General features: G+C 67.7%; 16 protein-coding genes. 1 reads left to right on the forward strand and 15 read right to left on the reverse strand.

Annotated elements, in window-relative coordinates:
* Positions 1-125: 125 nt before the first annotated feature.
* From VG502_RS03595 to VG502_RS03610, 4 genes are all read right to left on the reverse strand, one after another.
* Entirely contained in the window at positions 126-950 is an 825-nt protein-coding gene (locus VG502_RS03595) for an ABC transporter permease (RefSeq protein ID WP_325548655.1), read from the reverse strand.
* Complete coding sequence (locus VG502_RS03600) at positions 947-1,897, reverse strand: ABC transporter ATP-binding protein (RefSeq protein WP_325548656.1); 951 nt, start codon at positions 1,895-1,897, stop codon at positions 947-949. The genes VG502_RS03595 and VG502_RS03600 overlap by 4 nt, the downstream gene beginning before the upstream one ends.
* A complete protein-coding gene (locus VG502_RS03605) occupies positions 1,881-3,017 on the reverse strand; it encodes a LolA family protein (protein WP_325548657.1) in 1,137 nt (378 codons plus the stop codon). Before VG502_RS03605 ends, VG502_RS03600 begins: the two co-directional genes overlap by 17 nt.
* Positions 3,018-3,078: 61 nt before the next feature.
* Positions 3,079-3,672 (reverse strand): TetR/AcrR family transcriptional regulator, encoded by a 594-nt coding sequence (locus tag VG502_RS03610; RefSeq protein WP_325548658.1) that lies wholly within the window; start codon positions 3,670-3,672, stop codon positions 3,079-3,081.
* A gap of 90 nt (positions 3,673-3,762) precedes the next feature.
* On the opposite strand from VG502_RS03610, the gene VG502_RS03615 reads away from it, so the two are divergent.
* On the forward strand, positions 3,763-4,911 hold the full coding sequence (locus tag VG502_RS03615) for an FAD-dependent oxidoreductase (protein WP_325548659.1): 1,149 nt from the start codon (positions 3,763-3,765) through the stop codon (positions 4,909-4,911).
* 30 nt (positions 4,912-4,941) lie between these two features.
* Here the strand turns inward: VG502_RS03615 and smpB are convergent, their stop codons facing one another.
* The 11 genes from smpB to VG502_RS03670 form a co-directional block, all read right to left on the reverse strand.
* A complete protein-coding gene (smpB, locus tag VG502_RS03620; RefSeq protein ID WP_325548660.1) occupies positions 4,942-5,454 on the reverse strand; it encodes an SsrA-binding protein SmpB in 513 nt (170 codons plus the stop codon).
* 62 nt (positions 5,455-5,516) lie between these two features.
* On the reverse strand, positions 5,517-6,842 hold the full coding sequence (locus tag VG502_RS03625; RefSeq protein ID WP_325548661.1) for a peptidoglycan DD-metalloendopeptidase family protein: 1,326 nt from the start codon (positions 6,840-6,842) through the stop codon (positions 5,517-5,519).
* Between the two features lie 9 nt (positions 6,843-6,851).
* Complete coding sequence (gene ftsX / locus VG502_RS03630) at positions 6,852-7,775, reverse strand: permease-like cell division protein FtsX (RefSeq protein WP_325548662.1); 924 nt, start codon at positions 7,773-7,775, stop codon at positions 6,852-6,854.
* Between the two features lie 4 nt (positions 7,776-7,779).
* Positions 7,780-8,490, reverse strand: a complete 711-nt coding sequence (ftsE, locus tag VG502_RS03635) for a cell division ATP-binding protein FtsE (protein ID WP_325548663.1) — start codon at positions 8,488-8,490, stop codon at positions 7,780-7,782.
* Positions 8,491-8,829: 339 nt separating this feature from the next.
* The gene (gene prfB, locus VG502_RS03640) at positions 8,830-9,948 is read right to left on the reverse strand and encodes a peptide chain release factor 2 (RefSeq protein WP_325548664.1); all 1,119 of its coding nucleotides are present in this window, start codon (positions 9,946-9,948) and stop codon (positions 8,830-8,832) included.
* Positions 9,949-10,027: 79 nt separating this feature from the next.
* The gene (locus VG502_RS03645) at positions 10,028-10,507 is read right to left on the reverse strand and encodes a hypothetical protein (protein ID WP_325548665.1); all 480 of its coding nucleotides are present in this window, start codon (positions 10,505-10,507) and stop codon (positions 10,028-10,030) included.
* Positions 10,504-10,983, reverse strand: coding sequence for a pilus assembly protein (locus VG502_RS03650; protein ID WP_325548666.1), 480 nt, complete (start codon positions 10,981-10,983; stop codon positions 10,504-10,506). The genes VG502_RS03645 and VG502_RS03650 overlap by 4 nt, the downstream gene beginning before the upstream one ends.
* Positions 10,980-11,393, reverse strand: a complete 414-nt coding sequence (locus VG502_RS03655; RefSeq protein ID WP_325548667.1) for a TadE/TadG family type IV pilus assembly protein — start codon at positions 11,391-11,393, stop codon at positions 10,980-10,982. Before VG502_RS03655 ends, VG502_RS03650 begins: the two co-directional genes overlap by 4 nt.
* A gap of 3 nt (positions 11,394-11,396) precedes the next feature.
* On the reverse strand, positions 11,397-11,576 hold the full coding sequence (locus VG502_RS03660; protein ID WP_325548922.1) for a hypothetical protein: 180 nt from the start codon (positions 11,574-11,576) through the stop codon (positions 11,397-11,399).
* 78 nt (positions 11,577-11,654) lie between these two features.
* Positions 11,655-12,587 (reverse strand): type II secretion system F family protein, encoded by a 933-nt coding sequence (locus VG502_RS03665; RefSeq protein WP_325548668.1) that lies wholly within the window; start codon positions 12,585-12,587, stop codon positions 11,655-11,657.
* Positions 12,584-13,447 (reverse strand): type II secretion system F family protein, encoded by an 864-nt coding sequence (locus VG502_RS03670; RefSeq protein WP_325548669.1) that lies wholly within the window; start codon positions 13,445-13,447, stop codon positions 12,584-12,586. Before VG502_RS03670 ends, VG502_RS03665 begins: the two co-directional genes overlap by 4 nt.
* Position 13,448 lies beyond the last annotated feature (1 nt).

Consider the following 13,448-nt stretch of genomic DNA (forward strand, 5'->3'; position numbering starts at 1 on the left):
TCCACGCCCGCGCCGCGAGGAGCCGAGTCAGACGATTCACGAGGCGACGACCGGCACAGCTGCGGCGCGCCGCGAGCCTGCGAGCAAGCGCCGCAGCGGAGCCGCGAGGAGCCGAGCCAGACGATTCAGCTGGTGATGTCCTTGCCGTCGAAGCGGGCCCAGGCGGCGAGCAGGAACACCACGATGTAGCCGAGTGCGACGAGCACCCCGGCGCGCACGGTGCTGAAATCGGGTGGGTTGCGCATCAGGTCGGCGAAGGCCGTCCACCGGTGCACCAACAGCCACGGGTGCAGCCAGGCGATCTGCGGGATCGCGTCGAGCACCCACATCGTCGCGGTGACGATCATCACCGCGACCGTCGCCGCAATGGGTTGCTCGGTGAGCGTGGAGATGAACAGGCCGAGTGCGCCCAGCGCACACAGCCCGAGTGCGACGTATGCCGTGGAGATCAGCAACCGCCACAGTCCCGTGCCGAGTGGGATCTGGTCTCCGGACAGGGTCGTGAGCGGTCCGGTGCCGAAGAGGAGTATGCCGACCAGGGCGCTGACCACTGTCACAGTGAGTGCCGCGATGAACGAACCCGCAACAATGCCAAGATATTTCACGACCAGCACGCGGGTACGCCCGGCCGGAACGGTGAGCAGGTAGCGAAGCGTGCCGGCGTGTGCCTCCCCGGCGATCGCGTCACCCGAGACCATCGCGATGGCCAGCGGGAAGAACAGGGTGAGCTCGAAGGTCAGCGCGGCGAACGCCAGGAACACGCCATTGCCGACGATGTCGTCGACGAAGCTCCGCGGGCCGTTCCCGCGCGGGTTGCTCTCGGTCAGCTTGACCGCGATGCCCAGGCACACCGGCAGGGCGGCGAGCACCAGCAGGCCGGCCTGGTTGCGGCGCCGGCCCATGATGAGGCCGAGTTCCGAGCGGAAGAAGCGACCGATGGTGAGGTTCATGAGCGAACCTCGAAACCCTCGCCGGTGAGGGAGACGTAGAGATCCTCCAGGCTGGGCCGGTCGATCGCGAACCTCCGGAGACGGACACCGGCTTCGGCGAGTGCGCCCGAAAGGCGTTCCGGTGGTTCGTTGCCCGGGTCTGCAGTGACGAGGTCCCCATCGCAGTGCACCTGGCCGACGCCGAGACGGGTGAGGACCTGGGCGGCCCGCCCCGGGTCGGGTGTGCGCACGACCAACTGTGCCGTCTGGGTGGACCGCAGGTCGTCGATGCTCCCCTGGGCGACCAGCTTCCCCGCGCGCATCACGCCGATGTGGGAGCAGATCTGTTGGATCTCGGCGAGCAGGTGACTGGAGATGAGCACGGTGATGCCCTCGCCCGCCAGGGTGGCGACCAGGTGCCGGACCTCACGAGTGCCCTGCGGGTCGAGTCCGTTCGTCGGCTCGTCCAGCACCAGCAGATCACGCGGCGCGAGCAGTGCGGCGGCGATCGCGAGCCGCTGCTTCATGCCGAGTGAGTAGGCCCGGAAGCGTTTGTTCGCAGCAGGTTTCAGTCCCACCCGATCGAGTGCATCGTGGATGCGCTGGTCACTGGTGGACGGCTCCGATCGCGCATCCGCGGAGTCCAGGCGACGCAGGTTGGCCAGCCCGGACAGGTGCGAATGGAAGGCCGGGCCCTCGATCAGTGAACCGACCCGATGCAATGCCGTGGTGAGTTCCTGCGGCATCTGGTGGCCGAGGACCTGGTGGTCGCCCTCGGTCGGTGCGATCAGGCCGAGCAGCATCCTGATCGTCGTGGTCTTGCCGGAGCCGTTCGGGCCGAGGAAGCCGTAGACGCTGCCGGTCGGCACCTGCAGATCGATCCCGTCGACGGCGCGCTGGGATCCGAAAACCTTTGCCAGAGCGTGCGTTTCGACGGCGTACGGCGAGGAGTCAGCCAAGGGCGGCATACAGCGTCGTCGGCTGGACGGCGCCGACGGCGAAACGGCCGTCGTCGGTGATCAGCGCGCTGAAGAGTGCCGTGTTGAGCAGGTGGCCGCTGCCCCAGCTGCCGGAAACCTTCGGCAGCAGCTTCAGCGCGCTCTGCAGCTGCGAATTCCTGCTGTTCGCAGGCGTGTTCGCAGGCGATTTCGCCGGCATCTTCCCGACGAGCACCGACGACCAGGCGGTGCCGACGACCTTCGGTGCCGCGACCGACGCCCTCGAGCGCTGAGTGTGCCTCGCCCCGTGAGCAGCCTTCGGCAGCTTGTTGGTGACCTTCGAGCCGGGTGGCGGGGAGAAGTCGAAGCGGCTTGCCGGGGGCTTGGTGAAGCTGATCGAACTGAAGCCGACATTGATGGCCGGCTTGTCGGCGCCGCGCGCGAAAACCTCTGCGCGCAAGGGGATATGACGCTTCGCGTCGATCGCGAGTCGGATCGAACCGATCTTCGTCGTGTTGGTCCTGGGCGTCAGCACGAGCTCGTATGCCGCGCGTCCGGCGACCCGGTCGTTGCTGGTCGTCGTGACCTTGGTGGTCGGATCGAGCATCTTCAGCGCCCAGGCGGCGACGCCCTCGGGCGTGCGCAATTGTGCGGCATCCGGCGCCGATCGTCCGGGACGCATCCGCGAACCATGCGCCATACGTCCGGGTTTCGCCGCCGGCGCATCGAGGTGCAGCACGGACTTGTCGGCGCTCTTCCAGACCCAGAGGCCCTTGTCGTTGGTGATCACGTCGGTCTCGGCGGAGTCGCCGATGACCGCGATGCGGGAGGACCGCGCGCCGTCATACCAGACCTTCGCCTGATGTGTGCCGCTGAGCAGACTGATCGGGTCGGTCGGGTCACCGCCCGCCATACCTTCCGGAAGCTGCGGCAGGCCGAGCGACATCTCCGCGGCGACCGTGCCCGACAGGGCGACCGGTTTCGCACGCTGCAGCCCGGTGAGGAGCTGCGCCGCCGTGCGCGGCGGCAGGTTGGTGGCGGCGTCGGCGGGCCAGTGGGCGGCGACCTGCGAGCCGGCAAGGATCGTGGCGAGCGCGGCCCCCGGTGCAACCCAGCGCAACCAGGGGCGGCGGCTGTATGGCGCGTTCATCCTTCGATCGTAGGCCGGGCGGCTGGGAACAGCGTCCCTCCTGAGAGGGATATGTCGGGACTCAGACGTCCGGCAACTCCCCGACGAGATAGCGGTCAACCGTCGGGGTGATCCAGCGCACCAGCTGATCGACCGACAGGCCGGTGACGCTCGGGAGCTTCAACATGTAGCGACAGAGCGCGAGCCCGAGCATCTGGGTGGCGAGCAGCGCGGCCCGTTGCTCGTGACGCTCGTGGCTCTCGGTGGGATTGAGGGCGCCGATCAGCGGACCGACGACCTGCTCGGTGAGGCGCTTCTCCAGCTGGGCCCTGGCCGCCGGGTGGGTCACGGCGGCACGCAGCAGGATGCGCCGGTCGGCCCCGTCCGGGCCCTCCCACTGCCCCAGGTAACCGCGCACGATCGCCTCGCCGACCTGCTCTCGCGGCATCGCCGAGAGGTCGAAGATCTCCAGGTCGTAGTCGATCGAGACGGCGAAGAGTTGTTCCTTCGACCCGAAGTAGCGCATCACCAGCGCCGGGTCGTAGCCGGCGTCGGCCGCGATGGCCCGGATGGTCGCGCCCTCGAACCCGGCCTGGCCGAATCGGGCCCTGGCCGCGGCGAGGATGCTCGCCCGCGCGTCCTCGGCGGAGCGCTTGCGACCGTGTTCGGGAGTCATGACCCGATGATAAATCAACAACCGTTGACAAGTTTGTCGAGCGGGGGTACACCGATAAGTCCACAACTGTTGACTTATCGGAGGAGCCGCATGATTCCCACCACGACCGACGTCGCGATCGTCGGAGCCGGCCCGGTCGGCGTCGCCGCTGCCTGTGCCCTGGCCGGCCGCGGCGTCGACGTCACCGTGCTCGACGCCGCTGCCACCGGCAGCGACACATCGCGCGCGACGCTGGTGCACCCCCGGACGCTGGAGGTGCTGACCCGCATCGACGTCGCCCGCAGGATGATCGACGAGGGACTGCGCTGTCCCGACTTCAGCGTTCGCGACCACGACCGGGTCCTGCTGCCGCTGAGCTTCGCCGAGCTGGACACGAGCTTCCGGTTCACGCTCGCCATACCGCAGGACCGCACCGAGGCGATCCTGACCGATCGCTTCGCCGCACTGGGCGGCGTCATACAGCGCCCGCACCGGGTCACCGGCCTCACTCAGGACGACTCCGGCGTCGACCTCACCATCGACGAGGGCCGGACATTGCGCGCCCGTTTCGTACTCGGCGCGGACGGCATGCACAGCCTCGTACGTGAAGCGATCGGCGTCGGCTTCGGCGTCGACGATGCTGCAGGGACCAGTGGGTTCGCGCTCGGCGACGTCCGGATCGACGGCGGGCTACCCCAGCGGGAGGCGTGCATCTACTTCGGCAACACCGGTGTCCTCGTGGTCGTTCCGCTGCCCAACGGGGCGTTCCGGCTGGTCGCGGATGTCGGCGAGGCGCCGGAGTCGCCGGACGCGGCATACCTGCAGGCGCTCCTGTCCGAGCGAGGCCCGCAGGCCCGGCAGGTCACGATCAAGGAGGTGCTGTGGGGCTCGCGTTTCCGGATCCATCACCGCGTCGCGGACGAGTTCGCGGTCGGGCGGGTGCTGCTCGCCGGGGACGCCGGGCACGTGCACAGCCCGGCCGGAGGGCAGGGTATGAACCTCGGACTGCGGGACGCCCTCGGCGCCGCCGACGCGTTCGTCGCGGCGCTCGGCGGTGACGCACGCGCCCTGCAGCGGTATGGCGCACAGCGACGGCCCCGAGCGCTATCGGTGGTGCGGTTCACCAAGCGGCTCACCAGGCTGGCCACCATCAACCCACGGTTGCGACCCGCTCGGAACCTTGCCCTCGGCGGCGTCGGTCACCTTCCGGGAGTGCGCGGGCGCATGGTGCACACGCTGGCCGGACTCAATGACCGCTGATCAGATGACCGCTGACCAGATGACCGCTGATCAGCGCGCCTGACTGTGCGCGCGGCGTACGGCGCGGGACATCGCGCGCTCGGCCTCGCGATTGTCCTGCCGCTCGCGCAGCGCCTGGCGCTTGTCGTACTGCCGCTTGCCCTTGGCGAGCGCGATCTCGACCTTCACCCGGCCGTTCAGGAAGTACAGCGACAACGGGATCAGCGTGTGCCCGGCCTCCTGCGACTTACCGATCAGCTTGTCGATCTCGTGGCGGTGCATCAGCAGCTTGCGACGTCGCTTGGTCGTGTGATTGGTCCAGTTGCCGTTGATGTATTCGGGGATGTGGACGTTCTCCAACCACAGCTCGCCGTGCCGCTCGTCGGCATACCCGTCGACGAGTGAGGCGCGCCCCATCCGCAGGCTCTTCACTTCGGTGCCGGTCAGCACGAGGCCGGCCTCGACGGTGTCCTCGATCAGATAGTCGTGCCGCGCCTTGCGGTTGCTGGCGACGACCTTCTTGGCCGGCTCGTCCTTCGCGGACTTCTTCGCTTTCTTGGCCATTGGACCAGTCTACGGAGCGGGGGCAAACCGGTTTTCCCGGTGCGTCCGCCGAGCGCCGCGGCTCACGAGATGTACGGGATGGGGTTGACCCAGCGGCCGTTGGCCATCACTCCGAAGTGCATGTGACAGCCGGTCGAGCGGCCGGTCGAACCCGAATAGCCGATCAGTTGCCCCTTGCTCACGTGCTGGCCGGTGCGGACGATGGCGGATCGCTCGAAGTGCGCGTAGTAGCTGGCGATGTTGACGCCCCCGATGTAGCCGTGGTCGATCAGCACGAAGTTGCCGCCCGCGCTGTCCCATCCGGTGCTGGCGACGGTGCCGCCGCGCGCGGCGTGGACCGGGGTGCCGCACGCATACGGGAAGTCGTCGCCGGCATGCAGCATGCTGATGCCGAGCACCGGGTTCACCCGCATGCCGAAGCCGGACACGATGGATCCGATGGCGCCGGGTGCGGCCAGGACGCCGCCGCCACCGCGCGAGGCACTGCCACCTGACGACCGTGCGACGGGCGGCGTCGCCTTGCGCAGCGCCGTCTCCCGCGCCCGCTTCGCCGCCTTCGCGGCCGCGATGTTGCGCTTGCGGATGATGGCGGCCAGCCGGTTGGATTCCTTCTTCTGCTTGGCGAGGTTGGCGAGCTCGATCTTCTTCTGCTTCTTCAGCGCGTTGCGCTGCTCGGTCTGCTTCTTCTGCAGCGAGACCACCGAATTGCGAGCGGTGGTCGCCGAGTGCTGCGCCGTTTCCGCCGCGGTCTGCGCATTGGTCGCCTTGATGGTCAGGGTCGCGATGCGCCGGCGTGCGGCGCTGAGTCGGTCGCCCGCCGCGGTGCCGTTGGCGCGCTCGCTGGCGAGCTTGCTGAGCACCCCGCCCTGTTGCCGCATCACCATGTCGGCGACCGACAGCTTCGAGGTGACGTCACCGTGGCTGGTCAGGATGTTCAGGGTCAGCTGCAGGTTGCCGAGGCCGCCGGACATGTAGCTCTGGCGGGCGATGCCACCGACCAGGATCTTGGACTTGGCCTGCTGGACCTTGTTGGTGGCCAGTGCGCTCTTGTTCTTGCTCTCGTCCGCCTTGGCGATCGCCAGCTCGGAGCGCATGTCCCGCAGGTGGTTGTTGGCCTTGGTCAGCCGGGTGTTGGCGGACTTCAGTTTCTGCTGGGCGCCGGCGACCTTCTTGTCGGTCCTCACCAGTGCGTTGTTGACCTTCACCAGCTGCGCCGAGGTGTCGTCCAGGTTCTGCTGGGTGGCGGCGACCTTGCCGTCGGCCTTCTTCTTCTGGTCGTCGACATCGGCCGAGGCGGGCGCGACGATCGCGGTGGTCATCACGGCGACGGCGCATGCCCCGGCGATCAGCCGCCCGCGGCGGAGAGAATGGTGGTTGTACGACGACATACCGACTCCTCAGACCCTCAGATAACGACGCAGGGTGAACCACGCGGTTGCCAACGCGATCACGATCGCGCCGGCAAACAGCCAGGGAGCGAAGTCCCACACGTCTGCAGTGCCGATCATGCTGACCAGCTCACCGTTGGTCGATCCGCTGCTGTTGAACAAGCCCTCCACGCCGTAATGCACCAGGGCCCAGAGCAATCCGACCGCGAGTCCTGCGCCGACGAGGGTCGCCAGCAGGATCTCCAGGACGAACGGCAGATAGATCACCGTCGACGACGCCCCGACCAGCCGCATGATGCTGACCTGCCGTCGCCGGGTATAGGCGACCTGACGAATCGTGGTGGTGATCAACAGGATCGCGCAGATGACCATCACCACCGCGAGCGCGACCGCGCCCACGCTGATCACCTTCAGCAACTTGAAGAAAGTGCCGAGCACGTTGCTCTGATCGCTGACCGCTTCGACACCCGGCTGGCCGTCGAAGGACGCCACGACCTCGTTGTACTTGTCGGGATCGGAGAGCTTCACCCGGTATGACGAGGGCATCGAGTCGGCGCTGATGTCCGACATGTAGGGACTGTGCCGGAACTGTTTCTTGAAGCGGTCGTAGGCCTGCTGCGCGCTCTCGTAGTAGACGTGCTGCACCAGCGGCTTCATGCCGTCCAGCTGACTCTTGACCTGGTCCTTCTGGGCCTGGGTCGCTGCGCCGTCGGCACAGGACTCGGCCTGCGTCGACTGCGGCGTGCAGAAGAAGATCGAGACCTGGACCTTGTCGTACCAGAAGCCCTTGGCCGTGCTGACCTCGCGCTGGGCGAGCAGGCCCGCGCCGAGGAAGAAGAGCGAGACCATCGACACGAGGATGACCGAGACGATCATCGAGGCGTTGCGGCGGATGCCGTTGCCGACCTCACCGAGCAGGAATGTCAAACGCATCGGATCAGTCCTTGTCCCGCTCGCGGGAAACGTGTGACGCGTAGCCGCCGCGGGCCTCGTCGCGCACGAGTTCGCCGTCCTTCAGCTCAAGCACGCGCTTCTTGAAGACATCGACGATGCCCTGGTCGTGGGTCGCCATGACGACGGTCGTGCCGGTCTTGTTGATGCGGTCCAGGACGCTGACGATCTCGTTGCTGGTCTCCGGGTCGAGGTTGCCGGTCGGCTCGTCGGCCAGCAGGATCGGGGGCTTCTTCACCACGGCACGTGCGATCGCGACCCGTTGCTGCTCACCGCCGGACAGTTCGTGGGGCAAGCGCCCCGCCATACCGTCCAGGCCGACGAGGTCGAGGGTCTCGGGGACAAGTTGCTTGATCTGGTGACGCTTGCTGCCCAGGACGCGCAGCACGAAGGCGACGTTCTGGTAGACGGTCTTGCCCTCCAGCAGGCGGAAGTCCTGGAAGACGACGCCGATGTCGCGCCGCAGCGCCGGAACCTTGCGCTCCGGCATCGGCACCAGGTCACGCCCGGCGACCAGGACCGAACCCGCGCTCGGAGTGATCTCCCGGGTGATCAGGCGCATCAGGGTCGACTTGCCCGATCCCGAAGCGCCGACGACGAAGACGAATTCACCCCGGTCGATGTCGAGGCTCACGTCGTCGAGAGCGGCGGAACCGCGTGCGGCATACCGCTTGGTGACGTGTTCGAAACGAATCATGTGAGACGGGAGGCCTTTTCGGGGGTCAGGTGACTGGCCGAAACACCGTATGTCGGTGCCCGTCATCGATGGGTCAGGCGCGCCCGGAAGTCACAAATTCCCCAGGAGTCACAGGGTTCGCGTCATACCCGTGCACAACTGACAACGGTCGCCGGTTCGGGACGCGAAACCGCCCGAGACGCGTGCACAAGTGACAACGGTCGCCGATTCGGGACGCGAAACCGCCCAAACCCCGTGCACAACTGACAACGGTCGCCGGAACGGCACACGATCACACCCGAGACCCGTGCACAACTGACAACGGTCGCCAGAACGGCACACCGGTTGGTCGTCCCCGGGTCAGCCTTCGGCGTTCGCCTTCTCCTGGTTGCGCTTCCAGCGGATGCCGGCCTCCATGAAGTCGTCGATGTCGCCATCGAAGACCGCGTCGGTCTTGCCGACCTCGTGCTCGGTGCGCAGGTCCTTGACCATCTGGTAAGGGTGCAGCACGTAGGAGCGCATCTGATCACCCCAGCTGGCCTTGATGTCGCCGGCCAGTTCCTTCTTCTCCGCGGCCTCCTGCTGCTGGCGGATCAGCAGCAGCCGGGACTGCATGACGCGCAGCGCGGCGGCGCGGTTCTGGATCTGCGACTTCTCGTTCTGCATCGAGACGACGGTGCCGGTCGGGATGTGCGTCATACGGACCGCGGAGTCGGTGGTGTTGACGCTCTGCCCGCCCGGCCCCGAGGAACGGAAGACGTCGATCTTGAGCTCGTTGTCGGGGATCTCGATGGAGTCGGTCTGCTCGATCAGCGGCACCACCTCGACGGCGGCGAACGAGGTCTGCCGGCGGCCCTGGTTGTCGAACGGGCTGATCCGGACGAGGCGGTGGGTGCCGGCCTCGACCGACAGGTTGCCGTAGGCGTAGGGCACGTTGACCTCGAAGGTCGCGGACTTCAGGCCGGCCTCCTCGGCATACGAGGTGTCCATGACCTTCGTCGGGTAGCCGTGCCGCTCGGCCCAGCGCAGGTACATGCGCATCAGCATCTCGGCGAAGTCGGCTGCGTCGACGCCGCCGGCGCCGGCGCGGATCGTCACGACAGCCTCGCGCTGGTCGTATTCGCCGGCCAGCAGCGTGCGGACCTCGAGCTCCCCGACAGCCTTGTGCAGGTCGGTGAGCTCCTTCTCGGCCTCGGCGAGCGTGTCGGCGTCGTTCTCCTCCTGCGCCATCTCGACCAGCACTTCGAGGTCGTCGATGCGCTGGTCCATGGTCTCCACGCGCTCGAGCTCGGCGTTGGCGCGCGACAGCTTGCTGGTCACCTGCTGGGCGTGCTCGGGGTCGTCCCAGAGGTCGGGCGCACCAGACTGCTGCTCCAGGTCCGTGATCTGAGCGCGCAGTGTGTCGAGGTCGGTCACCCCGCGGACGGTGTCCATGGTGGTGCGCAACGCCTTGATCTCGGCAGGAAAGTCAGTAGCCACAACGCCACAGCCTACGGCGTCACCAGCCTTCCCTCGTATGCCGGGAGCGTGGCCCACCACAGCCCGTCGTGGCAGGCGGTCACCCGACGTCGGCGTGAGCGCGTGACTGCACGGTGATGTGCACGTCGCCGAACATGCCGGACATGATGCCGCCGAGCACCGGCGGATGGACGACTGCCGCCACCCGCACGACTGCGGTGCGCGAGTCCTGTGCACCCGTGCCGTCGGAGATGCGCCAGCCCGTGACGTGCGCGGGGACGTCCTCGCGGGCCAGCGTGGCGCCGGCCGAACGCTGCACGGACTGATCGGAAAGCGTCAGGTCGGAGCCGAGTCCGCCCTTGTAGAGACTGCTCTCATCGACCGCATCCGCGGCGTTCGCCGCAGCGGCATCGGCCGCGTCGAGCACCTGCATCCGCGCGAGCTGTATGGCGGTGACGTTGACCCCGCCGACGATCAGGACCGCGAGGATGCCGAACAACCCGGCGATCAGCAGGACCACCCGGCCGCGCTCGTCATCGCGGTCCGGAAGCCGGGCGCGCAGGCGCTGCAGCGAACTCATCGGCGGGCCCGGTAGTGGTCGACGACTTCGGCGTGGCGGGAGTGCAGGTGGATGCTCGACGGCACCACCCCGCGCAGGAAGTCCGGGATCAACGGCAGCTCGACGTCCAGGTCGGTGACTCCCTCGATGACCGAGTCGGGGCTCAGGCACGGGTGCTTGCTGCAGCGCATCTGCACCTTTCCTTCCCCGCGAAAACCCTGGTCCGCGAAGGCCATGGCCGCAGCCGCCTGCGATCGGGTCTCCCCTGCTGCATCACCGTCAGCCGTCACGAACATCCGGGAGGACTCCCGTGCGGCGGCCGCGACGGCATACGTGCCGGCCTGCAGCCTGGCGAGCGTGATGACGAGGTAGAAGACGGGCAGTGTCAGCAGCAGCCCGATGACGATGAATTCGATCAGTGCGCTCCCCCGGTCGTCGGCACCACCCAGTCGCTCCCGCAACCGCCGGGCCACAGCTGTATGACGAAAGCCCCTCATTGCGCCTCCGCATACGCCCGCCCGGACACGGTCAGCGACTGCGACGGGCCGAAGGGTCCGACGATCGGCAGCGGTGCCCGTACGGTGACCTTGACGACCTGCGCGCCGCCTTCGAGCTCGGTCGTGGCCGAGACGTTCGAGGCGTACTTGTCGGCGAGGCTCGCGCGGATCAGCTCGGCAGCGCGCTGGGCGCCCATGGCCGGTGTTGCATCGGCGCGCGCGCCGTAGCGTGCGCCCTCGGCGGCGTTCTCGATCAGCGTGTTGCGGACGTAGAGCGAGAAGCCCACTTGGAACGCCGCGAGGAAGAAGATCACCACGAGAGCGCCGACGAGCGCGAATTCAGCTGTGGCTGAACCGCTTTCATCGCCCTTCCGCTGGTGTCGAACATCGCGCGGGCGGTCTGCCCGCACGCTCTACTTCTTTCCGGTGACGCCGTTGACCGCGCTGCTGAACAACGAGGTGAGGGCATCCTGTGCGGTCGCCCAGAGCACGGTGACGAGACCTGCGGTCATGATGGTGATCAGCACCCAGCCCGGCACGTCACCACGCTCGCTGCTCTCCACGCTGTCGATCCGCTGTTGGAGTGACTGCATCACTCGGATGATCCGCATCTGCAGTTTCGCGATGACGGTCATGGTTCCTCCTGAGGTTGAATTCTGTTGTGTGACGGGTCAAATGGACATGTTGAGGACCCCGAGTCCGGGGAAGATCGCGAACAGCACGGTCACGGGCAGCACGAGGAAGACGACCGGAACCATCATCATCAGCTCGCGGCGACCGCCGAGTTCGATGAGTTGCTGCTTGCTGGAGTCACGGGCATCCTGAGCTTGGGCGCGCATGACGTCGGCCAGGGGCGTCCCGCGCTCGACGGCGATCACGACACCGTCGACGAAGCGCGCGAGGCTCGGCACTCCCGAGCGGTCGGCAAGGCCCTGCAGCGCTTGCGGCAGTGACGAGCCGGCCCGCGCGTCGACCAGGCAGCGGGCGAGCTCTCCGGACAACTCACCGGAGGAGAGGTTCGCGACGCGTTCCAGCGCAGCGGCAGCGCCCTCCCCGGCTGTCACTGCGAGCGCGAGCATCTCTGCAACGGCAGGGAATTCGGCAAGAATCTGCTGCTCGCGCTGCTCTGCTGCACGGGTCAGCATCTGGTCACGCGCGACGACGCCGACCGCGAATGCGATCAACAGGATCATGATTGCGCGCACCGGCGAGCCGTCCCCGCCGACGAACGTCAGCGAGACATAACAGCCGCCCACCACCATCGCCACGATCCCCCACAGCGCCTGCTGGGCACGGAACCCCTCGAGGTCCGGCGGCTGGCCGGCCCGCTCGAGACGGACCCGGACGGACGTCGCGCCACCCAGGACCTGGTCGACCACGCCACCCAACCGCCGTAGCAGCGGTGCGAGGACGTGGTTGACGTCCAACCGGTCGGTCGGCGTCGACAGCAGTCGCGACGGCATCGGAGTGTCCCGGACATACGGCTCGATCCGGGAGTGCAGGTCGGGCTTGCGGTGCATCGGCAGCCCGACATAGACCAGCAGGAGTCCGACACCGGCGACGAGGCCGAGCAGCGCGCCGAACCACGCGTAGGTGGCGATCACCGCAGCACCCGCGCTTCGACCGGGAGTCGCCCGATACGCCGCATGACGCGGTAGGCGACGAGGGTGACCGCGGTGCCAATGATCAGCACGACGACGCCGCTCGGCTGACGGTATGCCGCAAGTGAGTCACCGCGAGTTGCCAGCATTGCCAACACGATCCACGGCGCCGCAACAGCGAGCCGGGCCGCGTTGACCGTCCACGACTGGCGGGCCTCGAGCTCGGCGCGCGTGCGTGCGTCCTCGCGCAGGAAGGTGGACAGAGTGCGCAACAGCTTGCCCAGGTCGGTGCCGCCGACCTCGCGGGCGATCCGCAACGACTCAACCAGCCGGTCCGCGACCGGGTCACTGAGCCGGGCCTTCAACGCGTCGAGGCATTCGTGGAATCGCCCGGTCGCGCGGTAGTCGTGGGCGAATTCGGCGAACGCCGGACGCAGCTCCTCCGGGCCACGAATCGCCAACTGCGAGAGCGACTCCGGCAGGGCCAGGCCGGCACGCACCGCGGACGCGATGTGGTCGACGACGTCGGGCCAGAGGTCGCGCAGTTGACTGCGCCGGCGGCGGGCCTTGCCGCGCACCACCGCGATCGGTCCGTATGCCGCAATCGCCGCGAACGCCACCGCAATGGCCGGCACGGCGGTCGCAGCCATCACGATCATCAGCACGACTGCCCCGAGGGCACCGGACATCCACAGCAAGCGCGTCAGGGTGAGTCCGTTGATGGCGGACTGCACGACCTCGTCCTCGAGCTGCTCGCGCAACGTGGTGCGCGACCGTTTCGTGGGTGTCTCGTCACGCGGCCAGAACGACCACCAGATGCACAGCAGCCCCGCGCCGAACATGAGCGGAAAGACTGTGTTCATT

This window comes from Flexivirga sp., from assembly GCF_035551235.1.
Taxonomy (GTDB): domain Bacteria; phylum Actinomycetota; class Actinomycetes; order Actinomycetales; family Dermatophilaceae; genus Flexivirga.

Excerpts from the sequence above, each read along its gene's own strand:
- VG502_RS03595 (WP_325548655.1), bottom strand. The coding sequence starts at position 950 with ATGAACCTCACCATCGGTCGCTTCTTCCGCTCGGAACTCGGCCTCATC.
- VG502_RS03600 (WP_325548656.1), bottom strand. The coding sequence starts at position 1,897 with ATGCCGCCCTTGGCTGACTCCTCGCCGTACGCCGTCGAAACGCACGCT.
- VG502_RS03605 (WP_325548657.1), bottom strand. The coding sequence starts at position 3,017 with ATGAACGCGCCATACAGCCGCCGCCCCTGGTTGCGCTGGGTTGCACCG.
- VG502_RS03610 (WP_325548658.1), bottom strand. The coding sequence starts at position 3,672 with ATGACTCCCGAACACGGTCGCAAGCGCTCCGCCGAGGACGCGCGGGCG.
- VG502_RS03615 (WP_325548659.1), top strand. The coding sequence starts at position 3,763 with ATGATTCCCACCACGACCGACGTCGCGATCGTCGGAGCCGGCCCGGTC.
- smpB (WP_325548660.1), bottom strand. The coding sequence starts at position 5,454 with ATGGCCAAGAAAGCGAAGAAGTCCGCGAAGGACGAGCCGGCCAAGAAG.
- VG502_RS03625 (WP_325548661.1), bottom strand. The coding sequence starts at position 6,842 with ATGTCGTCGTACAACCACCATTCTCTCCGCCGCGGGCGGCTGATCGCC.
- ftsX (WP_325548662.1), bottom strand. The coding sequence starts at position 7,775 with ATGCGTTTGACATTCCTGCTCGGTGAGGTCGGCAACGGCATCCGCCGC.
- ftsE (WP_325548663.1), bottom strand. The coding sequence starts at position 8,490 with ATGATTCGTTTCGAACACGTCACCAAGCGGTATGCCGCACGCGGTTCC.
- VG502_RS03645 (WP_325548665.1), bottom strand. The coding sequence starts at position 10,507 with ATGAGTTCGCTGCAGCGCCTGCGCGCCCGGCTTCCGGACCGCGATGAC.
- VG502_RS03650 (WP_325548666.1), bottom strand. The coding sequence starts at position 10,983 with ATGAGGGGCTTTCGTCATACAGCTGTGGCCCGGCGGTTGCGGGAGCGA.
- VG502_RS03660 (WP_325548922.1), bottom strand. The coding sequence starts at position 11,576 with ATGCAGTCACTCCAACAGCGGATCGACAGCGTGGAGAGCAGCGAGCGT.
- VG502_RS03670 (WP_325548669.1), bottom strand. The coding sequence starts at position 13,447 with ATGAACACAGTCTTTCCGCTCATGTTCGGCGCGGGGCTGCTGTGCATC.